Annotated in this window: 20 protein-coding genes and 7 tRNA genes; 17 read left to right on the top strand and 10 right to left on the bottom strand. The window is 44.4% G+C overall.

Translation table 11 applies throughout. The features are described from left to right. The first annotated feature begins 5 nt into the window (after nucleotides 1-5). The 6 genes from OAG1_RS15135 (at nucleotide 6) to OAG1_RS15110 (ending at nucleotide 4,793) form a co-directional block, all read left to right on the top strand. Complete coding sequence (locus OAG1_RS15135) at nucleotides 6-1,316, top strand: hypothetical protein (RefSeq protein WP_016403628.1); 1,311 nt, start codon at nucleotides 6-8, stop codon at nucleotides 1,314-1,316. Nucleotides 1,317-1,422: 106 nt separating this feature from the next. After that, nucleotides 1,423-1,806 carry a hypothetical protein gene (locus OAG1_RS15130; RefSeq protein ID WP_338621866.1) on the top strand — a complete coding sequence of 128 codons (384 nt, stop codon included), beginning with the start codon at nucleotides 1,423-1,425 and terminating at the stop codon, nucleotides 1,804-1,806. A gap of 87 nt (nucleotides 1,807-1,893) precedes the next feature. Beyond that, complete coding sequence (locus OAG1_RS15125; protein WP_338621865.1) at nucleotides 1,894-2,457, top strand: cytochrome c; 564 nt, start codon at nucleotides 1,894-1,896, stop codon at nucleotides 2,455-2,457. A gap of 7 nt (nucleotides 2,458-2,464) precedes the next feature. Further along, a complete protein-coding gene (locus OAG1_RS15120) occupies nucleotides 2,465-2,905 on the top strand; it encodes a DUF411 domain-containing protein (protein ID WP_246612314.1) in 441 nt (146 codons plus the stop codon). A 138-nt stretch (nucleotides 2,906-3,043) separates the two neighbouring features. Beyond that, nucleotides 3,044-3,766: a transporter substrate-binding domain-containing protein gene (locus OAG1_RS15115; protein ID WP_084682006.1), complete on the top strand. Its 723-nt coding sequence runs from the start codon at nucleotides 3,044-3,046 to the stop codon at nucleotides 3,764-3,766. 91 nt (nucleotides 3,767-3,857) lie between these two features. After that, nucleotides 3,858-4,793, top strand: coding sequence for a homocysteine S-methyltransferase family protein (locus tag OAG1_RS15110; RefSeq protein WP_338621864.1), 936 nt, complete (start codon nucleotides 3,858-3,860; stop codon nucleotides 4,791-4,793). Nucleotides 4,794-5,657: 864 nt separating this feature from the next. Here OAG1_RS15110 and OAG1_RS15105 read toward each other — a convergent pair. The 5 genes from OAG1_RS15105 to OAG1_RS15085 all read right to left on the bottom strand — a co-directional run bounded on the left by OAG1_RS15105 (nucleotide 5,658) and on the right by OAG1_RS15085 (nucleotide 6,339). Continuing rightward, a tRNA-Val gene (locus OAG1_RS15105) sits at nucleotides 5,658-5,733 on the bottom strand. A gap of 49 nt (nucleotides 5,734-5,782) precedes the next feature. Beyond that, nucleotides 5,783-5,858 (bottom strand) — tRNA-Val (locus tag OAG1_RS15100). 49 nt (nucleotides 5,859-5,907) lie between these two features. Continuing rightward, nucleotides 5,908-5,983 (bottom strand) — tRNA-Val (locus OAG1_RS15095). A 155-nt stretch (nucleotides 5,984-6,138) separates the two neighbouring features. Then, nucleotides 6,139-6,214: transfer RNA gene (locus OAG1_RS15090), tRNA-Val, on the bottom strand. Between the two features lie 49 nt (nucleotides 6,215-6,263). Next, a tRNA-Val gene (locus OAG1_RS15085) sits at nucleotides 6,264-6,339 on the bottom strand. A gap of 229 nt (nucleotides 6,340-6,568) precedes the next feature. On the opposite strand from OAG1_RS15085, the gene gltX reads away from it, so the two are divergent. The 9 genes from gltX to OAG1_RS15040 all read left to right on the top strand — a co-directional run bounded on the left by gltX (nucleotide 6,569) and on the right by OAG1_RS15040 (nucleotide 14,426). Further along, nucleotides 6,569-8,056, top strand: coding sequence for a glutamate--tRNA ligase (gltX, locus tag OAG1_RS15080; protein ID WP_338621863.1), 1,488 nt, complete (start codon nucleotides 6,569-6,571; stop codon nucleotides 8,054-8,056). A gap of 613 nt (nucleotides 8,057-8,669) precedes the next feature. Beyond that, entirely contained in the window at nucleotides 8,670-8,981 is a 312-nt protein-coding gene (locus OAG1_RS15075; protein ID WP_016403941.1) for an STAS domain-containing protein, read from the top strand. Continuing rightward, nucleotides 8,981-10,678, top strand: coding sequence for a fused response regulator/phosphatase (locus tag OAG1_RS15070; RefSeq protein WP_338621862.1), 1,698 nt, complete (start codon nucleotides 8,981-8,983; stop codon nucleotides 10,676-10,678). Before OAG1_RS15075 ends, OAG1_RS15070 begins: the two co-directional genes overlap by 1 nt. A 143-nt stretch (nucleotides 10,679-10,821) precedes the next feature. After that, nucleotides 10,822-10,897, top strand: a tRNA-Ala gene (locus OAG1_RS15065). Nucleotides 10,898-10,918: 21 nt separating this feature from the next. Then, nucleotides 10,919-10,994, top strand: a tRNA-Ala gene (locus OAG1_RS15060). A gap of 123 nt (nucleotides 10,995-11,117) precedes the next feature. Continuing rightward, nucleotides 11,118-11,519 (top strand): hypothetical protein, encoded by a 402-nt coding sequence (locus OAG1_RS15055; protein WP_338621861.1) that lies wholly within the window; start codon nucleotides 11,118-11,120, stop codon nucleotides 11,517-11,519. 131 nt (nucleotides 11,520-11,650) lie between these two features. After that, nucleotides 11,651-12,343, top strand: a complete 693-nt coding sequence (locus tag OAG1_RS15050; RefSeq protein ID WP_338621860.1) for a hypothetical protein — start codon at nucleotides 11,651-11,653, stop codon at nucleotides 12,341-12,343. 11 nt (nucleotides 12,344-12,354) lie between these two features. Then, entirely contained in the window at nucleotides 12,355-13,350 is a 996-nt protein-coding gene (locus OAG1_RS15045; RefSeq protein ID WP_152779619.1) for a GGGtGRT protein, read from the top strand. Between the two features lie 239 nt (nucleotides 13,351-13,589). After that, nucleotides 13,590-14,426, top strand: coding sequence for a DUF3626 domain-containing protein (locus tag OAG1_RS15040; protein WP_338621859.1), 837 nt, complete (start codon nucleotides 13,590-13,592; stop codon nucleotides 14,424-14,426). Between the two features lie 85 nt (nucleotides 14,427-14,511). Here OAG1_RS15040 and OAG1_RS15035 read toward each other — a convergent pair whose 3' ends face one another. Together OAG1_RS15035 and OAG1_RS15030 are read right to left on the bottom strand one after the other, a co-directional pair. Beyond that, a complete protein-coding gene (locus OAG1_RS15035; RefSeq protein ID WP_016403935.1) occupies nucleotides 14,512-15,003 on the bottom strand; it encodes a VOC family protein in 492 nt (163 codons plus the stop codon). 187 nt (nucleotides 15,004-15,190) lie between these two features. Beyond that, entirely contained in the window at nucleotides 15,191-15,913 is a 723-nt protein-coding gene (locus tag OAG1_RS15030; RefSeq protein ID WP_249483604.1) for a sulfite exporter TauE/SafE family protein, read from the bottom strand. A gap of 155 nt (nucleotides 15,914-16,068) precedes the next feature. Between OAG1_RS15030 and OAG1_RS15025 the strand changes: the two genes are divergently transcribed. Then, a complete protein-coding gene (locus tag OAG1_RS15025) occupies nucleotides 16,069-16,935 on the top strand; it encodes a LysR family transcriptional regulator (protein ID WP_338621858.1) in 867 nt (288 codons plus the stop codon). A gap of 73 nt (nucleotides 16,936-17,008) precedes the next feature. Here the strand turns inward: OAG1_RS15025 and OAG1_RS15020 are convergent, their stop codons facing one another. The 3 genes from OAG1_RS15020 to OAG1_RS15010 all read right to left on the bottom strand — a co-directional run bounded on the left by OAG1_RS15020 (nucleotide 17,009) and on the right by OAG1_RS15010 (nucleotide 19,596). After that, entirely contained in the window at nucleotides 17,009-17,734 is a 726-nt protein-coding gene (locus OAG1_RS15020) for an amino acid ABC transporter ATP-binding protein (RefSeq protein WP_040307693.1), read from the bottom strand. Nucleotides 17,735-17,753: 19 nt separating this feature from the next. Continuing rightward, on the bottom strand, nucleotides 17,754-18,701 hold the full coding sequence (locus OAG1_RS15015) for an amino acid ABC transporter permease (protein WP_152779609.1): 948 nt from the start codon (nucleotides 18,699-18,701) through the stop codon (nucleotides 17,754-17,756). Between the two features lie 100 nt (nucleotides 18,702-18,801). Next, complete coding sequence (locus OAG1_RS15010; RefSeq protein ID WP_016403930.1) at nucleotides 18,802-19,596, bottom strand: transporter substrate-binding domain-containing protein; 795 nt, start codon at nucleotides 19,594-19,596, stop codon at nucleotides 18,802-18,804. 440 nt (nucleotides 19,597-20,036) lie between these two features. On the opposite strand from OAG1_RS15010, the gene OAG1_RS15005 reads away from it, so the two are divergent. Next, nucleotides 20,037-21,896, top strand: coding sequence for a TIGR00341 family protein (locus OAG1_RS15005; RefSeq protein ID WP_338621857.1), 1,860 nt, complete (start codon nucleotides 20,037-20,039; stop codon nucleotides 21,894-21,896). Nucleotides 21,897-21,937: the final 41 nt, after the last annotated feature.

Here is a 21,937-nt window from a genome sequence, read left to right as displayed (position 1 = left end):
AGTTTATGTCGGTTCTTTCTCCAAATAGTGTTTTTACTTCGCTTCAGCAAGATGGCCCCTTTGCGGTAAGCCGTGATGCCTTTGTGGCGCACCCATTTTCTACTGGCGTTCGCAGCTGGGTAAAACGCTTGCAGCAAGATAGTAATAATGTGTCTAAATATCGGGCTCTGCGTAGCCAGATATTCGAGTTTTTGGGCATCGACAGTTTTTCACAAATTCAGAACTTGATTGACGACGTGAGCTTGCGTAAACAGCGCAGCGAACGAGCATTATCTCTATTGGGCAATATGTTTGGTATTGATGGCAACTTAAACGAAATTGAGAGCCGAGTTGATGAATATGCGCGTACTGCAGATGCGGTCATTCACTCAATTAAGGGAAAAATTCTTTCTCCTTATGCTTCGCATATTGAAAATACCAACGAAATTGAAGTGACCAATAATCCAGTAGAGTTATTGCTGATTATGTTCAATGATGACTACCACAAAAAAGCGCGCTTTGAAGCGCGACGTAAACTGATTTTGATGACCCTAGCTGGCAGCATCGAACAGCGTGAGCGAGAAACTGAAATCGAAAACAAGTTTTCAGCATTTCTTGAGTTTTTAAACGGCTACGTGTGGAGTAAAGAGCTCAAGATTGGGGAGCTAGACCCGGTTTATTTACACTCAAAACACCTTAACGACGATTACGCCTGTAGCGAGGTGAAAGTATTAAACCCTCAGCAGGCCAAGCTTATTCAACGTGGCGAGCGTGAAAAACTCACCTTGTTAAAGCGCCGAAGTTTTACTGTGGGCGAGCGTAAAATTCCAATCTACGTTTCTATTCGTAAAAAGCCGCCAGAAGCAAAAGTATTAAAGCTATTGCGCAAAAATCAGAAGAATCCTGCGGTGGCGGTAGATGACGAGCTTGGCTTAATGGCGGTTCTAGATTCGGTTAGCGATATTAAAGCCTTTCAAAAGCACCTCACGCGCAGTGCTTCTAGCGCAAATTCCTTAATGGTGCTAGAAGACATTTCCGATACCTTAACCGATAGATCTGAATATCGCGGTAGGGCAGTGGGCTCTAGTGAAAAAACGCCAATGATGAAGTTTTTTGCGCGTTTAGGCGGAATGCGGGTGGAGTTTATTATTCATACCAACCGTACTTGGCTTAATTATATGTATCAACAAGATGTTGCTCACAATGAGTATGAAGTGAAACGAATGTTCGATACCGGGGTCATTGAGCTACTATTCCCTATGGATATTTTCCATTTGAATCACCGAAAGACCCGCGATGAAATGATTCAATTTTTTAGGAAACAAATTGAGGCTTAAGCCTTAAAGTCTGCGGCAAGTCTAATAACGCCATCAAGCCAGCGAGCTGGCTTGCAATGGTATATTGGCGGCGCTAGAGTGTTGGTTAAATAAAGTTGTTGGTTTTGTGTTGTTGAATTTGGCGCGTTTTTCATTAGTGGTTTATACAGCTCTGGCATTTGCTTTAACTAGCATTTCTGCAAGTGCTGGCGCGCTCATCGAGCAGCAAAACACGGTTGAAGATATCTTGGTAATCGGCCACTCACCGATGCAAGATTGTCATGTAAATGCTAGTTCTTCTGCGGCAGTAAATATCGATGGACATGCACTAACACACACAATGCCTATTGGCGGCAGTTGTTGTAGCGTAAGCTGCATGGCTCCGCCGCTGATGAATTTGCTCAAACTCAATATTGCAGAATCCCCGAGCAGCCTTTTAGCTTTTTCTTCTACCCGCAGTATTGCCCTATTCAATACTGCTGAACCTCTATATCGCCCTCCAATTGGTTAAGTTCCCAAGATTATAAGCATTATCAGTTTTTGGATTGATAGTGGAAGCATTAAGCCCCTAGTTAGATGGGCCAAAAGTGGAACAACAATGAACATATCTTTTTATAGATTAGTAGCTGCGATACTGCTTACCGCCTATGCAAACTTAGTTTATGCGGAGCCGAATGAAACTGCACTTGGTGAAAACCTGTATTTAACTGTTGGCGGTTACGGATGCGCGGCCTGCCATGGCAAATACGCCAATGGGGCGGGGAACGTGGGAGGTAACATTCGTGGTGCCAGCTTAGAGCAGCTTAATCACGCCTTAGAAAATGAACCAACTATGCAGTTGTTAAGCGAAGTTATAGCGCCAAAGCAACGAGGATTGATTGTGCAATATCTCGCCAGTTTAGGTGCAATGCCGCTGTTGGAGTGGAGCATCGGTGAAGATACCGACATTAAAGCTCAGCAGCTTATACCTAAACAGTTGAGCCAGTTGGTTGTTAAAAATGACACCTTAGTTGCTATAGCGGTGGATCTTAGTCCCTTGGCAATAAATCAAACATTACATATAGAGCCTTTAGATACCCAAGCTGTGCAGTTTATTGCGCCTGCGTTTTCGGTAAGCCTACAAGTTAATGGGCAGGCTCTACATTTACTAGTGAATGAATAAGAGAATAATGATGAAAATACTAAACAAAATACTACTAAGCTTGTTGGTCTGCTTCAGCAGTTCGGTATTGGCTAAAACTAGCATTGAGCTATATAAGTCACCCACTTGTGGTTGTTGTACAAAGTGGGCGGAAATAATGGAGCAAAAAGGGTATCAGGTGAATGTGCATCACAAACAACAGTGGAATGTACTAAAACAAAGTTATGACATGCCTCCTCAGCTGCAGTCTTGCCATAGTGCAGTGATTGATGGCTATTTAATAGAAGGGCATGTACCGGAAAGTGACATTGCCCGCTTGTTAAAAGAACGCCCCAAAAACATCAAAGGCTTAGCTGCGCCTGGAATGCCACAGCATTCGCCGGGCATGGCTAAAGAAGGAGCTGCTTATAAAGACTTTAAAGTTATCGCTTTTTCAGAGGACGGCTTAAGTATTTATAAGCAGTATTAAGGTGTTGTAGGTGCTCTAAACTTAGGCCAGCTCGTTGCTGGCCTTTTCATTGTTAGTTGCTAACAATGAGAGTTCGCGTTTGACAGAGGAGTGAATTAAGCTTTATCTACGTAGATAACTGAAATTGAAGACATTCAAATGAAGCTATTATTAGTCATGGTTCTGTTGTTTTCTTGGTCAATACATGCCAAATCTCAATCCGAAACAACAACCATGTATTTCGCTAATATCCCCAATAATTTTACCGTAGCTATAGGCGCAGAGGTTATTAAGACTGCATACCAAAAACTGGGCATTGCGGTCGAGTTTGTTGATATGCCCACTAAACGCGCACTGAAACAATCTAATGAAGGAAAAGTTGATGGTGAAATTCACCGTGTTTGGAGTATCGTCGATAGTTATCCAAACCTGATTCGAGTACCCACTCCAATTAATTACATAGACCAGGTTGTATTTAGTTCGATACAGAATGTAGATATAAAGCAGTGCGAAGATTTAGCGCCTTATACTGTTGGGATAGTGAGAGGGGTGAAGCATGCTGAAGAATGCACTCGAGATCTTCCTCTTCAAAGGGTTTTTAATACATCTACCAAGATGATGACCATGTTAAGTGCACAAAAAATTGATTTTGCTATTTCATCTTGGGTCAACGGTATGTGGTTAAGAAAAACAATGGATATAGATAATGTACATGTGGTTGGCCCTCCGGTAAGTCGGCAATTGCTCTATCACTACGTGCATAAAAAACATGCCGATTTGGTCGAGAAAATCGACGCGGTGTTTATCGATATGCAAGAGAGTGGCGAGCTTGAGCTGCTTAGGAAGCAAGTGATAAATGATTTATTAAAAAATGCACCTTAAAATCTGAATACCTCGTTCTTGCACTAAGCCAAGTGTTCTTCTTTTAGCTGCAAAGTGAGCAATACGACCCAAGCAAATCCAGGTGAGTATAGTGAAACAGAATCCTCTTTTACCGCACCTTAGCAGTAAACTCTTTGCCTGTTATACCGGGTTGGAAACCGAGCTGGTTTATCGCCGTGGTTTTAATTTACCCGGTTTTGCCGCTTATCCGTTGTTAACCACTCCCAGTGATAAACTTTTGCTTGATGCTTATTACAAGCAGCTGATCGAGTTAGCGAGAGGGTTGGGCGTAGGGTGTATTCTTGATTCAGTGTCTTGGGCGGCAAATCGAGACCGAGCTTCAGCTCTCGGCATCACTATTGAGCAGCTGAAACGGTTCAACATAGAAGCAATAGATTTCATAGCGAGTATTAAGCGGGAAACCCCTGATGTGCCAATAGTATTATCAGCGCAAGTAGGCCCGCGTGATGATGGTTATGCCCCCCGCCATTTAATGAATGTGCAACAGGCTTTTGATTATCACTGTGAGCAAATATTGGTGTATTCCAGCACCGAAGCAGATTTTGTCAGCGCGTTTACCATTTGCTATGCCGAAGAAGCTATCGGTATCGTCAAAGCCGCGCAGAAGTACGCTATGCCTGTTGCCATCGCGTTCACCTTAGAAACCGATGGCTGTTTACCTACAGGTATGGCCTTGAGAGATGCTATTGCTATGGTGGATGCGGAAACAGATTCAGCAGCGCTTTATTACTTAATAAACTGTGCTCATCCTAGTCATTTTGCTCAGATTTTTGATGGTGGCGCTTGGATGCAGCGCTTGCGTGGCTTGGTTGTGAATGCCTCTTGCTGCAGCCATCAAGCACTTGAACAAGCCACTGACTTAGATGAAGGAAACCCGGTCGAATTAGGTAGCCAAGTTGCAGAATTCCATCGCCGGTATCCCCAACTCAATATTCTAGGCGGCTGTTGCGGTACCGATATGCGTCATATGAAATCAATATTTGAAGCGGTGAAAGCAATTGGCTAATTCGTGATTTGTAGAACTTTAGTAATAAGAATAATAACTCTTTATGGCTAAGCGATGAGTTCGGGTTTTCTGTTTGGCGGAAAGCAAAAAGGCCTGCAAATGATGCAGGCCTTTTTAATATGGTGGTCGCTACTGGGCTTGAACCAGTGACCCTCGCCTTGTAAAGAGGAGGGCGTTGTTCTCCCGCTCTTTATGGCTAAGCGATAGGTTTGAGCTTTCTGATTAGCAGAAAGCAAAAAGGCCTGCAAATGATGCAGGCCTTTTAAATATGGTGGTCGCAACGGTGCTTGAACCAGTGACTCTCGCCTAGCAAGAGGAGGGCGTTGCTCTCCCGCTCTTTATGGCTAAGCGATGAGTTCGAGTTTTCTGTTTGGCAGAAAGCAAAAAGGCCTGCAAATGATGCAGGCCTTTTTAATATGGTGGTCGCTACTGGGCTTGAACCAGTGACCCTCGCCTAGCAAAGAGGAGGGCGTTGTTCTCCCGCTCTTTATGGCTAAGCGATAGGTTTGAGCTTTCTGATTGGCGGAAAGCAAAAAGGCCTGCAAATGATGCAGGCCTTTTAAATATGGTGGTCGCTACTGGGCTTGAACCAGTGACCCTCGCCTAACAAAGAGGAGGGCATTGCTCTCCCGCTCTTTATGGCTAAGCGATAGGTTCGAGTTTTCTGTTTGGCAGAAAGCAAAAAGGCCTGCAAATGATGCAGGCCTTTTTAATATGGTGGTCGCTACTGGGCTTGAACCAGTGACCCTCGCCTAGCAAAGAGGAGGGCGTTGCTCTCCCGCTCTTTATGGTTAAGTGATGAGTTCGAGTTTTCTGTTTGGCGGAAAGCAAAAAGGCCTGCAAATGATGCAGGCCTTTTTAATATGGTGGTCGCTACTGGGCTTGAACCAGTGACCCTCGCCTTGTAAGGGCGATGCTCTCCCAACTGAGCTAAGCGACCGAATTTTGTGTTACTCGTAAACCGTTCAAAGAACCATTTACTTTAAATATGGTGGTCGCTACTGGGCTTGAACCAGTGACCCTCGCCTTGTAAGGGCGATGCTCTCCCAACTGAGCTAAGCGACCGAATTTTTTCTTACTAGTAAACCGTTCAGAGAACCATTTACTTTAAATATGGTGGTCGCTACTGGGCTTGAACCAGTGACCCTCGCCTTGTAAGGGCGATGCTCTCCCAACTGAGCTAAGCGACCAACGGGTTTCGTTGCTATGCAACTGGAGGCTAATTTACATTAACACCCAATAAATATGGTGGTTGCTACTGGGCTTGAATCGGTGATTCTCGCCATATAGAGAGTAGGGCGATGCCCTTACCAACCACTAACACTTCATGCTAAGTGTTTAAATATGGTGGTCGCTACTGGGCTTGAACCAGTGACCCTCGCCTTGTAAGGGCGATGCTCTCCCAACTGAGCTAAGCGACCGAATTTTGTGTTACTAGTAAACCGTTCAAAGAACTATTTACTTTAAATATGGTGGTCGCTACTGGGCTTGAACCAGTGACCCTCGCCTTGTAAGGGCGATGCTCTCCCAACTGAGCTAAGCGACCGTCTTGTGGGGGCGTATTATAGGGTGGTCTGCGTGTGTGTCAACGCAAATTTTAAGGAAACTGACTGCTTGCACAAATTCTCGTCAAAATGCCTATTTAGGCCGCTGTATTGGCCAGAATGTTAGCAAATTAAGCGTATTTTGAGTGTGGCTCTTAGCTAGCGAATTTTGTTGGGTGTGGTAAAATCCGCGCCATTCAACTCGGTCAACTATTTAACTAGAGAATAAACATGACAGTTCGTACTCGCGTAGCACCTTCACCAACGGGTGACCCACATGTAGGTACCGCCTATATCGCATTATTTAACTACTGTTTTGCCAAGCAACATGGTGGCGAATTTATTCTACGTATTGAAGATACCGACCAAGCACGTAGTTCGCGTGAATCTGAACAAGCCATCTACGACAGCCTAAGCTGGATAGGTTTGAACTGGGATGAAGGCCCAGATTGTGGCGGAGCCGCTGGCCCATACCGCCAGAGCGAGCGTAGTGACATATACAAGAAATACGCTCAACAGCTTATTGATGAAGGTAAAGCGTTCTACTGTTTTGCTACGTCGGAAGAGCTTGATGAAATGCGTAAGCAGCAAATGGCAGAAGGCCTACAGCCTAAATACGATGGCCGAGGCTTAAAACTTAGCGCTGAAGAAATTGCTGCTAACCTAGCAGAAGGTAAACCTTACGTAGTGCGTATGAAAATACCTGAGTCTGGTAGCTTTAGCTTTACAGACTATTTACGTGGTGAAGTTGAGATCCCTTGGGAGCAGGTAGATATGCAAGTGCTACTTAAAGCCGATGGTTTACCCACTTATTTCTTAGCTAATGTTGTAGACGATCACCTGATGGGCATTACTCACGTATTTCGTGGTGAAGAATGGCTAAACTCTGCGCCAAAACTGCTGAAGTTATATCAAGATTTGGGTTGGGAAGCGCCAGTGCTTGGCCACATGCCGTTGTTGCGTAACCCGGATAAGAGCAAGCTGAGTAAGCGTAAAAACCCAACCAGCGTTAATTACTATCGCAAAATGGGCTTCTTGCCAGAGGCAATGCTTAACTATTTAGGCCGCATGGGTTGGTCTATGCCTGATGAGCGTGAAAAATTCACCTTGGCAGAAATGATTGAGCATTTCGATATGAAGCGTGTATCGCTTGGCGGTCCAGTATTTGATGTAGAAAAACTCAAATGGTTAAACGGTTTGTGGATCCGTGAAGAGCTAAGCGATGAGCAGTTAGCTCAACGTTTAGTTGAGTGGGCTTACAACCAAGAAACCTTGATGAGCATTATTCCGCAAGCAAAAGCGCGTTTAGATGTATTAAGTGACTTAGCACCGCTTGCTGGGCACTTTGTATCGGGCATTCCAGAATATGCGCCAGAGCTGCTTACCGCAGGTAAACTTGAAGAAGAGCAAGTTCGTAGTTTGTTGCAGATGTTTATTTGGCAACTAGAAGAGCAGCGCCAATGGGACAAAGACACGGTATTTGCGGTAGCTAAGCAACTGTCTACTCATCTAGATGTTAAAATCCGTGATTTCTTAGAGCCTATTTTTGTGGCAATTACTGGCAAAACCAGTTCTACCTCGGTAGTTGATGCTATGGCTATTCTTGGTTCAGATATGAGCCGAGCACGTTTACGCTTTGCACTAAGCCATATTGGCGTAAGTAAGAAGCAAGCTAAGTCGTTAGATAAAGCATATCGCGCATACAAAGCTAGCTGGTAAACCGCCGTTAATACTTAAAAAGCCAACGCTAAGCGTTGGCTTTTTTATTTCTTAGCGTAAATAGTTTGTTTATACCAATAACATGCTGCCACAAGCCGCAAGCAGTAAACCTAGCGCCAGCAAGAACTGCAATTGAAGTCTAATACTCATCGTGTTCCTATATTATGCATCAGTAGATAACTCATCTTGCATCAAGCACTGCAGCGATTACCTTGAATTGCTTCACAGTTTGTTTTTTGACCAGTGCTTATACATTAAAAACCTTCTTTAGATCTCATTTATATTGCGTTTTAATGCCAATCTTGTAACCAAATTGACACAATGGCATAACATGCTGAAAGCCTAGTATGGAGCCAAAGCTGGTAAGCCTATTTGTAAGATGCTTATTCACAAATGACTTATTTATAAATAAAGTCTTGAGCATCTAGTATTTGGCTTTTTTTTTGCTATTGTTGTGGTTGCGATAAGCTTGATTGTGGATATTAAGCAATAAGTTATGACCGGGTGAACATGAATAAGTTTGAAGCAAGGAACGCTTTAGCACTTGGTTAAGTGAAATCAACTAAATTTGGTTTTTAGCATAAACCAATAGTGATCGTTACAAGGAGATTCGATGTCTATTAGTAGTCAGTTAGATCAAGATTCAGGTCAGCTTATTATTAGTGTGGCCGGTAGGTTTGATTATTCTTTGCACCGTGACTTCAGAGCTTGTTACGAGCACGTATCGGTAGAGGGGATTCAGCTTATTCTTGACTTAAGCAGTGCTGATTATATGGATAGTTCTGCATTAGGCATGATGTTATTGCTCAAAGAACATGCTGAGAAAAGCCAAGCTGAAGCCCTTACTATTCGTAAACCCTCACCGGCAATTTTGAAGATTTTAGAAATAGCCAACTTCGATAAACTACTTAAAATCGAAAATTAGTGTTTGAAGTTGATACGCTAAGTTTTCTTAACAAGGCGGTTAAAGGCACAGCCCTAGTGGTTGACGATACCCGCATAAACCGTTTGTTGTTGGGGAAAATACTCAGTGATATTGGCTATCAGGTGGTATTTGCTGAACATGGCCGAGAAGCGGTAGAGCTGTTTCAGCAGCAAGATATCGATATTGTGTTCATGGATGTCTTGATGCCAGTAATGGATGGTTATCAAGCAACCGCCGAAATTAAACGTTTAAGTACTCACAAATTTACCCCAGTTTTATTTGTTACCGCGCAAAATGAAGTGGATGCATTGGTTAAGTGCATTGCCTGTGGCGGAGACGACATTCTATTTAAGCCTGTTCATCAAGCGGTACTCAAAGCTAAAGCCCTTGGCTTTGAACGTACTAGAGCTATTTACAATGAAATAAGCCGACTGCATAACCAGCTTCAAGAGGAAGAAGAGCTAGCCGAGCGAGTATTTAGTAGCGCGGTGGCTAACTCACATTGTGCCGACCAAGAACTGCTTGTATCGCTCGATAGTGCGTCTACTTTTTCCGGGGATGTTGTTTTTGCAGAGTATCGCCCAAATGGTGATATTCATGTTTTACTGGGTGACTTTACCGGGCATGGGTTGCGAGCAGCAATAGGCGCAATGCCCGTTGCCGATATTTTTAGAGGCATGACTCGCAAAGGTTACACTGGTGAAGCCATTCTTCGGCAAATTAACCGTCGCCTGCATCGCTTATTACCCACCGGTATGTTTATGGCCGGTATATTTGTAGAGCTTTCGCTTCAGCAAAAATCCTTAACAGTGTGGAATGGCGGCATGCCAGAGCTACTTGTTTACAATACGCAACAACAAAGTATTCGTGAGCGCCTAAGATCTGAATCAATTCCTCTAGGTATTCAAAACGAAGTAGAACTCAACCTTAAAACGCTACCTTGGTTACCCTATGACCATGTGGTGTTATTAAGTGATGGCGTGACCGAAGCGCTTAGTGTTAGTGGCGAGATGTTTGGCGAACAGCGTTTAATAAATGCAATTACTGATAAGGCGAGCCATCCCTCTTTTATTGCCAGCATTCAGCATGCGCTAGAAGGGTTTTGTGAAGGTGCTGAGCAACTCGATGATATCAGCATGGTAGAAGTGCCCGATTTATTGAATAGGCCAAACCAACACGCAGCCGATACTTATAAGGCTGGTCCACTGGCTGCAGGGCAATGGAGCTGGCAATTAGAGTTAGACGCTATCAGTCTTAAAAAATTTACGCCTATCCCCCTATTAATGACCACCTTGCAAGAGCTGTCGGTACACCAAACCGACCGCAATATCTTATTTACCGTTGTCAGTGAATTGTTTAACAACGCTTTTGAACATGGCGTATTAGGGCTGGATTCGGCGATAAAAACTTCTGCTAGTGGTTTTGAGGAGTATTATCGCCAGCGTAAACGCAGAGCCAAAAAACTTACCGAAGGCTCGGTAGGCATTGCGATTGAATTTGATGGAAAGCAGACTCGACAATTCACTATTCAAGTTGCTGACAGCGGCAATGGGTTTGAAGCCTCACAAGTCGCTGAAAAAAGTGCTGAACAGCAATACTCGGGCAGAGGCTTGCGTTTGGTAGAGTCTCTTTGCGAAAGCATGACGTTTAATCCGCAAGGCAACTGCGTTACTGCGGTTTACCGCTGCCAACATTAAACAAAATTCTATAAATGGTCTTGAATTGTTGGCTAAATGAGCAAGTGGCTCGTTTCTTAGTAAAAACGGTTGACACTCTAGTTCCCGCTGCTTAGAATTCTGCTCGCTTTCGGCAGATATTGTGTTGAAAGCAGTGTGATTTTGGGGCTATAGCTCAGCTGGGAGAGCGCTTGCATGGCATGCAAGAGGTCCGCGGTTCGATCCCGCGTAGCTCCACCAATTCACACCCTACCGTATATCGGGGCTATAGCTCAGCTGGGAGAGCGCTTGCATGGCATGCAAGAGGTCCGCGGTTCGATCCCGCGTAGCTCCACCAATTTTCCTTCTTATTCTGTATCGAACAACTAACAGTAGTTGTAATTTTCTGTTTCTATCTATTGTTGCTTTAAGCCGCTACTTACTACACTCAAAGTCTGATGTATTACCTTGAGTACCGCTTATGTTTATCCGCAATCTTGGTTTACCGTGCTTATTGGCCGCTGGTTTAGCGACCTTTACGACAGCCTCTTTAGCCGAACCACTACCCACTCGAGACCAAGCTGCACAAGCTTTAGCAGCTAGTTATAACCAGCAGCAACGCCAGTTCATGCTTGAGTCGGTTAATGCTACCGCCAGCGCTCAAGGAGACTTGGTTCACTACCACCTTACCTTAGCTGAGCAAGGCTCTAGTGCTAAAGACATCGAACTGCTCGCCCAACAAGTAAGGGCCGATATTTGCAAAGTCGACCAGCAGTCTTTGTATCGCGGAGTAAGAGTTAAACTGGTGATAAACGCTAGCAATGGAGATTCGCTGTATCAAGCCATTCAAAGTGACAACGACTGCTCTCGTTTGCCCTATTAACACGCTATAAAAACAACCAAACAACACCATCGCTAAAACGGTTAATTCTTCTTTGCTGAGGAATTGACCGCTTACTTGTTTACTTATCGTCTATCCTCTTGATAAGACGTGTGAATTGAGGAGTGTTATGTATGTCTTTAACCAATACCATCGAGTCAATGTGTCCGATTGCTCGCGGGCCCGACCATCGAAACTCACCGATCCCAATGGAAGGAAAGTGGGTGAATGCCATTGAAGTTACCGACATCTCGGGTTTATCAAATGGGGTGGGTACTTGCGCGCCTCATCAGGGGGCAACCAAGGTTTCCATAAATGTTAAAAACGGCATCATTGAAGAATGTTTAATTGAAACTGTAGGCTGCTCTGGTATGACCCATTCAGCGGCAATGGCATCAGAGATCTTGACCGGGAAAACCTTGTTGGAGGCCCTGAATACCGATTTGGTCTGTGATGCAATTAATGTAGCTATGCGTTCTATTTTTGAAAATCTCGCTTATGGACGCAGTCAAACCGCTTTTTCTGAAGGGGGCCTGCCTGTTGGAGCGGGCTTAGATGATTTAGGTAAGGGTTTACGTTCGCAAGTAGGCACAGCCTATGGCACCAAAGCGAAGGGGGCACGTTATTTAGAACTAGCAGAAGGTTATGTTACACGTATGGCCTTAGACGAAGACAACGAAATCATCGGTTACGAGATAGTGCAAATGGGCAAAATGATGAGTGCAATTGCCGATGGTGTAGACGCAAATCAAGCCTTAAGCGACAGTAAATCTCATTATGGGCGCTTCGAAGATGGTGTTCAATACGTTGATCCGCGAAAGGTATAGGGAGCAGTATCATGGCAGAATTTGAAGGAAAAGAGCGCCGAATTGAGCGGATTGAGCAAACCTTAGCCCAGTATCAAATTGAATCGTTGGAAGCGGCTCGAGAGCTGTGTCAGTCTCGCGGGTTTGACCCACATGACATTACCTTGACCACTCAACCAATTGCTTTCGAAAATGCCGCCTGGGCTTATGTATTGGGCGGAGCCATTGCAATTAAAAAGCAAGATAAAACCGCTGAGCAAGCTGCTCTCTCTATAGGTGAGGCCTTGCAAAGTTTTTGTGTGCCAGGCTCGGTAGCCGACCAACGTAAGGTGGGGTTAGGGCATGGCCAACTTGCTTCTCGCTTGCTTTCTACTCAGTCAGATTGCTTTTGCTTCTTGGCTGGCCACGAGTCTTATGCCGCTGCAGAAGGGGCGATTAAAATCTCTGAATATGCAAACCAAGTAAGAAGCAAACCGCTGCGCCTGATTCTTAACGGCCTTGGTAAAGACGCCGCCTATATGATTGCGCGTATGAACGGTTTTACTTACGTGCAAACGCAGTTTGATTATCAAACCGGCGAGCTCAATATCACTCGTGAAAAAGTGTTTGGTAAAGGCCATCGAGCCACTATCCGCTGTTATGGCACCGACGACGTGGTTGAAGGTGTGGCAGTCATGCATCACGAAGGCGTGGATATATCCATTACTGGTAACTCTACCAACGCAGCGCGTTTTCAGCATCCCGTTGCGGGCACCTACAAAAAGGAGCGCTTGTTACTGGGCAAAGAATACTTCTCGGTAGCTTCTGGCGGTGGTACTGGGCGAACCATGCACCCAGATAACGTTGGTGCAGGGCCAGCTTCCTATGGTTTAACCGATACCATGGGCAGAATGCACTGCGATGCCCAATTTGCGGGCTCTTCTTCAGTACCGGCGCATGTTGAGATGATGGGCTTAGTCGGTATGGGTAACAACCCTATGGTGGGTGCCAGTGTTGCGGTGAGTGTGGCGGTAGAGCAATCGCAATAAAGTGCAGGTTCCGCAAAAATTATATTAAAGCTACCTATTGGGTAGCTTTTTAGTGTTAGTGAACTGCTAGTAAATGTTTTGTTTAGCTTGAGTGTGCATAAAAATTTTGAGCGTTAATAACAAAAGGCTAATTGAGCTAGTTTGGGGTATGCCATAATTGCTTGATTGGTTTTAATCCCTTCATGTTGCCGCTTGCTTAGCGATAGAGTTAAGGCTGTAAAATGATAATTGGAGAGTGAATGGGCGATAAAGTTGTAGAGCAAGCAATCGATAATGTCAGAAAGAAGTCTAAAGGGCACTCCACACCAGGTAACTACCGAGTAACCATAAACTTTCATCCCGATCGTTATACCATCACAGGTATCCCTTTACTGCTTGCAATCGCTCAAGATGGCTGTTTGAAATCTCAGTTTGAAACAGCAACTAGCAACGGCGGGCTTAGTGCTTATAAGGGCGGCGAGCGCTGGCTATGGGAGCAAAAGGCATTTGATGGCGCTTATAATAACGCCGATAATAGTCTTAGGCCTAAATATGGCGCACTTAACTTTCGAGAGTATCAAACAGGGGCTTCTTGCCGATTTGGCTCTGCCTATTTTGAGTTAAAGCCACAGGTACTAGAACGCACTACCTTTTGTTATCCCGACAGTTATTTTACTCCCGAAGACTTTGCTGTGTGTAGCCAGTTAAATAGTCTTATCGACAAAGCGAATGCCTCAAATGACGACTTGCTTGATGATTATATCGAAGCGCACATTCACGGAGTCCTATCGGTAAAAGATGATATTGAATGTTTGGTACTTGATCCCTGTTATCACTCTAGCGTTGTTGAAGAGCATGCTTTAAAGCTAGGTGTTCCAGTTAAATGGCATAAAGGCTATGAGCTGAGTCTTGAGAGTATGAGTCTTTATCCAGATTATCGAGGGCAACGGTTTATTGAGCTGGCTAAAGAGATTGCGCAGAACGGGTTTATTAACCCAAGATTGCTAGGGATAGCGATAACCCAGCAGGCTTACGATGAACAAGACATAAAGAAAATCTGGCACTACCTTGCTAGATTTGGGTATTCATCTATTTGAACCTTTATCGCTGCGTAGTAGTTAAACAAGCAAAAGGCTTAGCATCGCTGCTAAGCCTTTTTTGATAGCTATATTACGCTATTACTTACTCGTAATCAGAGGCATACGTGTCTTCGTAAGAGTGCGAGTAGAACTCAAATAGGTTACCAAACGGGTCTTCTAGGTAAACCATTTGTGCTTGCTTAGAATCATCTTCTGGGTGATAACGGTGAATGTCCATGCGAACTTTACCGCCAAACTCTTCAACACGTTTGATTGCTGATTCAAACTGCTCTTTGGGTAGCTGTAAACAGAAATGGAAGATACCAAGGCGAGAGAAGTCTACTTCGTGACGCTCATCGCGCTCTTTCATTTCAAACAGTTCTACTCCAATACCGTCAGAAGTTACAAGGTGTGCAATATTAAAGCCTTTGAAGCCTTCACCAAATACTGCGATACACATGCGACCAATTGCAGACTCGCGCTCTTCAATTACTTTAGTGTTATTCATTACAATGCGAAGGCCTAGCGCTTTAGTGTAGAACTCTACCGCTTTGTCCATATCGCCAACCATGATACCTACGTGATTCATTTTCATAATTCTTCTCCAAACCTTACTTGTTAACTGTTGCGTTGTTTTGCTTCGATGGAGAAAGTATATGCAGCTCGGTAAATTTTATGAAATTATTAAAAATTATTAATTTGATAATTTTTTGTTATCTAATTTGAAGCGGAAGACAAGCTGTGTTGTAGAGTTATTGGGGCCGAATCTAGCCGTGTTTAGCTTAGTTGAATAGCAGCTTTATCGCGGCAAACAAAATAAGCACTCTAATAGCCCAGGTCATTTGTTTTAAGTTTATCTTTTTGAGTATAAGAAAACCCAAGGCGCAACCAACTAGCAGACTAGGCAGAGCACTTAAACTGGTTTTTGCTGTTTCTATGTTGAGCAAGCCAATACTGATTAGCATAGGAACCTTGGCTACGTTAACTAAGCCTGCTACCCAGGCACGGGTGCTTACATAACTGGTTTTACCTAGTTGTTGCTGCATCATGTATAAACTTATTATTGGGCCAGCAGAATTGGCGGTCATGCTAATAAAGCCGGCAAATACGCCGCTGCCAGCAGCTACCGCAGGTGTTTTCATGCATTGCGAGTTGCTGCGTTCCAAGTAGATACTTAAAACCAGCATACCAAGAATGATAGAGCCAATGGCTAGGGTAAATTCGCCAGGATCCAAATAAGAGAGCAGCAGTGCACCAAGCCCACAGCCCAACACCATAAATACCAACAAACGCAGTAGAATTCGCCATGCAATTTTGTGGCGATATACCGCCATGGTGAGAATATCGGTGAGTAAAAACATTGGGATGAGTATCGCTAGCGCTTGCCCATCAGGATAGGCAATGAGTAACAGGGGCAAGATAAGTGCGCCCATTCCACCAATAGAGAATTTAGAAATTCCGGTTAATAAAGCGACCAGGTGCAAGATGATGATTGTGCTATCCACTTTACCTCTTTCAATGTAAGCCATTGAGCTTGTGAATGTGCTGCGCAGAATAGCAAATACTATGAAAGATAAATAATCACTTATTTGGATAATCTTGATTGTAATTATCTATATAGATTAAGCTGTTTGTAAGGGTATCTATATCGAGAGTGAGTATGAATCATGAGCAGCTACGCGCCTTTGTGAGTGTTGCCCAACTGGGAAGTTTTCGGGCAGCAGCGCAGCATTTAAATAAAACTCAACCTACCTTGAGCGCTTCGGTTAAAAGCTTAGAGCAGCACTTTTCTATTACTCTGTTTAATCGCTCTAGTTATCGCCCCACACTTACCGCAGAAGGGGAACGCTTTTTAGTTAAAGCCAAAAGTTTGCTTAAACAAGCTAATGAGTTAGAGCTGTTAGGCCATGAGCTTGCGCAAGGCGCCGATCCGCAGCTTGCTCTCACCTTAAGCCCTATGTGCTATTTGCCACCGCTGGTAAGCAAAATAGAGGCTTTTTCAAAACACTACAGTAAGTTGCAACTTAACTTAGACTCTGGCCATTTATCGGGCATTTTAGAAGCTCTGTTAAAGCAACAATCTGATCTAGCCTTGGCACCCAACATAGGCTTAGATGGGCGCTTTGATTTTGTAGAAGTAGGCAAAGTTCACATGATAACGGCAGCGGCGCCACATTTGTTTGAGCAGCACGAGCAAGTGCTTAAACAAAGCATGTTGCGTAACAAACCACATATTTTATTGGCTGATTCTGGCTCCGAGGCTCGCTCAGACAATATTAATGTGATTGCTGGTGGCCAACGCTGGTATGTAAATGACTATCATCTGAAAAAGGAATTGCTGTTAGCAGGCTTAGGTTGGGCAAGAATGCCCGAGCACATTGTGCAGCAAGAGCTAGAGCAGGGCTTATTGGTAAGCTTAAAAGTGGAGCAATTTGCTTATAGTAGCCAAGTACCCATTTATTTAATCAAGTTACGTGAGCGAGCTGATAAAGAAATTGTGCGGGCGTTTTGGCAGCAATTTGGTTGAAGATGTTGGTGTAACGCCTGCAAACAAAAAGGGAGCTTAAGCTCCCTTTTCTGTCGTGTAATTCAAGTTCACGTTAAAGAACCATCGACAAAAACTGCTGCAGCCTTGGGTGGCTAGGCTTGTCGAAAAACGCTTCTGGCGTAGCTTCTACTAAGAGCTCGCCATCTTCCATAAACAATACTCGGTCTGCCACTTCACGGGCAAAACCCATTTCGTGGGTAACTACCACCATAGTCATGCCGTCGGCAGCGAGGCCTTTCATTACATCTAAAACTTCGCCTACCATTTCTGGGTCAAGCGCCGAGGTGGGCTCGTCAAACAACATAATGTTGGGTTGCATCGCCAGTGCTCGTGCAATCGCCACGCGCTGCTGCTGACCGCCAGATAGGTGAGAAGGGTAGTTGCCCATTCTATCTGCTAAACCTACTTTAAGTAGCAAGGCTTTAGCTTCATCTTCGGCTTGTTGTTTGGGGCGTTTGGCCACTTTTAGTGGTGCCAGCATTACATTGCCTAAGGCTGTTTTGTGTGGGAACAAGTTGAAATTTTGGAACACCATACCTACTTCTTCACGCAGGCTATTAATGTTGGTGCCTTTAGCGTACATATCGGTACCATCAATATGAATGGTGCCGCTGCTTACGGTTTCTAGCTGGTTTAAGGTACGCAAAAACGTTGACTTACCCGAGCCAGAAGGCCCCACAATCACTACTACTTCGCCACGGTTTACTGTTGCCGATACGTCTTTTAATGCGTGGCAGCCATTGGGGTAAATTTTGTTTATGTTCTTTGCAACAATCATGTCGTTGCCTTGGTAATCTTTAGTCACTGGCAGCTAACCTCTTTTCTAAGCGTTGAATAGCCCAAGACAGGCTGCTGGTAAGTACCAAGTAAAGTAGGGCTACAGTAAACCATACTTCAAAAGGTGCAAAGCTACCGCTAACCACCTCACGACCGGCTTTGGTTAAGTCAGTAATGGATATCACCGATACCAATGAAGAATCTTTAATCAGGTTAATAAACTGGCCCGCCATTGGTGGCAAGGTTCGCTTAAAGGCCTGCGGCAAAATCACGTTCACCATGGCTTGTGGGTAGTTCATACCCAAAGAGCGGGCGGCTTCCATTTGGCCTTTAGGAATAGATTGAATACCTGAGCGGATGATCTCCGCTACGTAGGCAGCAGTAAACACCGATAAAGCAATCACACCTGCAGTAAAGCGTTCTAAGTCGAATACGGTGCCAATGAAGAAGTACACAATGAAGATTTGTACCAGCAGTGGTGTGCCGCGAATAATTTCAATATAGGTGATAGACAGCTTACGTAGCGCTGGGTTGTCGGCGATACGCATTAAACCAATCACTAAGCCAAGCAAAATGGCAAATACCAATGACCACAATGAAATTTTAATCGTAACAATTAAGCCTTCGGTGAGCGGGCCAATTCGCCACTCTTCAGAGGAGGCTAGTTGGTCGCCTTCAAATACTAGGTCACCTTCGTATACTGAGATGTTTTCAAACTCAGCGAGATTTACTAATACCTCGCCACCATCAGACACTAGTTGCAGTTGGCCTGCTGCATTACTTTCAATACTGCCGTCTTGCGGCGCAGTAATGCTAGCTGCTTCGTTATTTACGATGTAAGGAACAACACGTTGCCAGTTCCAGTTATAGTCAATTTTTTCGCCCGACAGATAAATGAGTCCGCATAGGCTAAGTAAAATGGCAACAAAAACACCATTCCACAGAATTTTGCTTGCTTGAGTTTGCATCTGAAGCTCTTTTATTAATATTTGGTTTTACTTTACTAAGCACGCCTAGGGCGCGCTTAGTAAAGAAAAGTGGCTGCTAAGGGCAGCCACTTAAGTCTTACTATTGAACTTGTTTTAACCAAGCGTCGTCTTTAAACCACTTGTCGTAAATGCGGTCGTAGGTGCCATCACCTTTAATTTGACGCAAGTAACCGTTCAAGAAGTTTAAGAAATCAGGATCGCCTTGGCGAACAGCCCAACCTAGTGGTTCAAAAGTGAACGGTTGATCTAGGTGAGTTAGTTGACCTTGGTTTTCTGCCGCATAAATCGCGTTAAACGGTAAGTCGTAAATGAAGGCATCGGCTTTGCCGTTAGTCACTTCTAGTACCGCTTCAGATTGGGTTTCAAATAGGTTTACTTTAGCTTTAGGAATGTAGCGCTTAATTGCACCTTCACCAGTAGTACCTAATTTAGTTACCACAGTGTATTGGTCGCTGTTTAGGTCACGGTAGCTGGTTACTTTGCCTTCTAATTTAGGGCTAAGTAGGATTGATTGGCCAATGACTACGTATGGGTCTGCAAAGTTAACTTGCATGTTACGTTGTGGCGTAATGGTCATGCCGCCCATAATTAGGTGACACTTACCAGTAAGTAGGGTAGGAATAATGCCGTCCCAAGCGGTGTTTACTGGTACGTATTTAACGCCCATTGCACGCGCCATTTGCTTACCTAAATCAATATCAAAACCAATGAACTGGCCGTTTTTGGCCTTCATTTCAAATGGCATGTAGCCCGCATCAAAACAAGCGCGTAGCTCGCCAGATTCGGTGATTTCTTGTAACAATGTTTGCTGAGCAAAAGCAGCACTTGATAACAGTGTAACTGCGGCAATCGCAGATTGAATGACACGTTTCATAATGGTCCTTGTTGTGTTTTTAATTCGTTATTTTTATTGAGTTCATATTCTGCTCTATCCTTGCAAAACAGCGTGAACCCTTAGTGTTTCAGGGAAGTTATAGCAGAATACACTAGAAAAAAATAGCGGCGGTTTTTTGCATCTTGTTTACAAAATAAACGATGCTTTCAAGTTTAGTTAGCCGCATGGACGTCTAAATGCCCGCAAATTAAGGCTTTAGTCGTGCTGCTTGTTTAACTGTTTTATTTGTTATTAATGATAAAAAAATTTTAGGCCACAAAGAAAATCTATGGTTATCAAGGCTAAATGTAGAATATTTAGGCAGTGCTAAATGAGCAGAGCGCTAAAAAATGGGTACTAATTGGTAGCGCTGTTACTTGCAGTTTTAAGCGACAGCCCCCATGCTGAGGTAAGATCTAAACTCTTGTATGGAAACAGGAATGGCCGATAGTTTTTTGTTATTTGAGCCCGATGCTAGCGACATGGTAAGTCAAAAACTCGTTCCGCTGTTCGACGATGTAATATTGCCAAAAATGTGGGATGCGAACCAACCGCCCGAATTTAAAGCTGAAAGCCTGGTTTATTGTTATCTCAGTGATGAAAGCTTAACTACTGCCATTGGGCTAGCTGTGGAGCAACAATGGGTGGTTGCAGTATTGCCTCACCCTAAAGCAAACCATGCCCGCCGGGCTTTTAGTTTGGCTAACTCTCCAGAGAAAGCATTGGCGGAGTTTCAGCAAGCCGAAGCCACAAAAATAGATGTGCTGCGTTGTAACCAGCAAGTGGTGTTAAATCACTTAGTGGTAGGGAATAGCTTTAACCTGCGACCTGGCGGGCACAATGCCTCGTGGCGACAGCGCATTGCCCAGACTTGGCAAAACATTCGAAAAATTAGCGATATTAAACCGCAAAAACTCAGTTTAACCACCGGTAGTGACACCTGTTTAGAAACCTCGTTGGTGGGGCTAGTAATTATTGAACATGCCCAAGGCTCGATGTTATCTAAACGAATACTTACCGATACCCACTGTAACGATGGCATGTTAGAAAGCATGCTGCTAGCCCCCCGTAGCATTATGGAAATGTTCCGCTTTTTAGTGCTTGCTATGTTTGGCAGAGTGGTTAAAAAGCCGCGCTTTCTTAGCTTAATTAAATCTAAATCGATACAGGTTAGCGGTGAGAGTGAACTGGAGTACTGGCACGATAGCATCCCCTCAAAAGCCAATAGCTTAACCATTGACTGCGAACACCGCGCCTTGAGTATTTTACCCTCTGCAGACATGCTCTGCCAAGACAGCGCCACTGCAGTAAAAGAGAGCCGCAAAATTGCCAACTTGCCGGAGGGCGAGGCGATAAATGCCTTAGCAGCCAAGCCATTGCCTTGGATTGCCCATGCCGCCAAAGAAGAATTTAAAGATCTCTACCAGCTGTTACGTGACAACGCCACTACCTCGCCAGCCTTTTTAACCCTAATGGTTTTGTCTACTTTATTAGCTACTATTGGCCTTTATGCCAGCTCGGCACCGGTGATAATTGGTGCGATGATTTTAGCGCCGTTAATGGCACCGATTATCTCACTTTCTATGGCGCTTACTCGCCAAGATCCCAGCTTAATGACCGCCAGCTTAGGTACTTTGTTTACTGGCTTGTGTGTAGCCCTGGGCTTTGCTGCAAGCGCCAGCTTTATTATCCCAATGGAAGTGATTACACCAGAAATCTCGGCGCGCCTAAGCCCCAATTTACTTGATTTAGGGGTGGCGATTATCTCCGGCATTGCCGGTGCTTATGCCCATGCGCGGATTGATGCAGCCAAAAGCTTGGCAGGCGTTGCTATTGCGGTGGCGTTGGTGCCGCCTTTAGCAGTAACTGGCATAGGCTTAGGCTGGCTTAATATTGGCGTGGCATCTGGCGCCTTTTTGCTGTTTTTAACTAACTTAGCCGGCATTGTATTTTCGGCCGCTTTAACTTTTTTGGCCTTAGGTTTTGCTCCGTTCACTCGCGCCAAAAAGGGACTCGGCATCGCATTAGTCGCAGTGACCCTTGTGAGCATTCCACTGGTATTTAGCTTTAACCGCCTATCAGAAGAGGCGAAAATAGTGCAGCGCCTGCAAGGTAAAACCTTTAACCAGGTATTACTGCGAACAGTTCGCGCACAAAGCACCAAGCCGCTCACTTTACATTTGCAGTTGGTTAGTGAGCATTCACTAAACGACCAACAATTAGATGGGCTTAAAGCGCGCATTGAACAAGAGCTTGGGCGTAGCTTTCAGTTAGAAGCTTCAATCATTATTCGGCGTTAATGTCTTTTGTTATTGCTCTGAATATATTTCTAAAAAGGCTA

Source organism: Agarivorans sp. OAG1, from assembly GCF_037076485.1.
GTDB lineage: Bacteria > Pseudomonadota > Gammaproteobacteria > Enterobacterales > Celerinatantimonadaceae > Agarivorans > Agarivorans albus.
Note: the sequence above shows the minus strand (reverse complement) of the source record. Positions and strands in the feature narration are given on the sequence as shown.

What these genes read in the sequence shown, in the direction of transcription:
- OAG1_RS15020 (WP_040307693.1), bottom strand. Translation starts at nt 17,734, where the DNA reads ATGATTGTTGCAAAGAACATAAACAAAATTTACCCCAATGGCTGCCAC.
- OAG1_RS15075 (WP_016403941.1), top strand. Translation starts at nt 8,670, where the DNA reads ATGTCTATTAGTAGTCAGTTAGATCAAGATTCAGGTCAGCTTATTATT.
- OAG1_RS15115 (WP_084682006.1), top strand. Translation starts at nt 3,044, where the DNA reads ATGAAGCTATTATTAGTCATGGTTCTGTTGTTTTCTTGGTCAATACAT.
- gltX (WP_338621863.1), top strand. Translation starts at nt 6,569, where the DNA reads ATGACAGTTCGTACTCGCGTAGCACCTTCACCAACGGGTGACCCACAT.
- OAG1_RS15040 (WP_338621859.1), top strand. Translation starts at nt 13,590, where the DNA reads ATGGGCGATAAAGTTGTAGAGCAAGCAATCGATAATGTCAGAAAGAAG.
- OAG1_RS15120 (WP_246612314.1), top strand. Translation starts at nt 2,465, where the DNA reads ATGATGAAAATACTAAACAAAATACTACTAAGCTTGTTGGTCTGCTTC.
- OAG1_RS15010 (WP_016403930.1), bottom strand. Translation starts at nt 19,596, where the DNA reads ATGAAACGTGTCATTCAATCTGCGATTGCCGCAGTTACACTGTTATCA.
- OAG1_RS15125 (WP_338621865.1), top strand. Translation starts at nt 1,894, where the DNA reads ATGAACATATCTTTTTATAGATTAGTAGCTGCGATACTGCTTACCGCC.
- OAG1_RS15135 (WP_016403628.1), top strand. Translation starts at nt 6, where the DNA reads ATGTCGGTTCTTTCTCCAAATAGTGTTTTTACTTCGCTTCAGCAAGAT.
- OAG1_RS15035 (WP_016403935.1), bottom strand. Translation starts at nt 15,003, where the DNA reads ATGAAAATGAATCACGTAGGTATCATGGTTGGCGATATGGACAAAGCG.
- OAG1_RS15015 (WP_152779609.1), bottom strand. Translation starts at nt 18,701, where the DNA reads ATGCAAACTCAAGCAAGCAAAATTCTGTGGAATGGTGTTTTTGTTGCC.
- OAG1_RS15045 (WP_152779619.1), top strand. Translation starts at nt 12,355, where the DNA reads ATGGCAGAATTTGAAGGAAAAGAGCGCCGAATTGAGCGGATTGAGCAA.
- OAG1_RS15025 (WP_338621858.1), top strand. Translation starts at nt 16,069, where the DNA reads ATGAATCATGAGCAGCTACGCGCCTTTGTGAGTGTTGCCCAACTGGGA.
- OAG1_RS15055 (WP_338621861.1), top strand. Translation starts at nt 11,118, where the DNA reads ATGTTTATCCGCAATCTTGGTTTACCGTGCTTATTGGCCGCTGGTTTA.
- OAG1_RS15005 (WP_338621857.1), top strand. Translation starts at nt 20,037, where the DNA reads ATGGCCGATAGTTTTTTGTTATTTGAGCCCGATGCTAGCGACATGGTA.
- OAG1_RS15050 (WP_338621860.1), top strand. Translation starts at nt 11,651, where the DNA reads ATGTCTTTAACCAATACCATCGAGTCAATGTGTCCGATTGCTCGCGGG.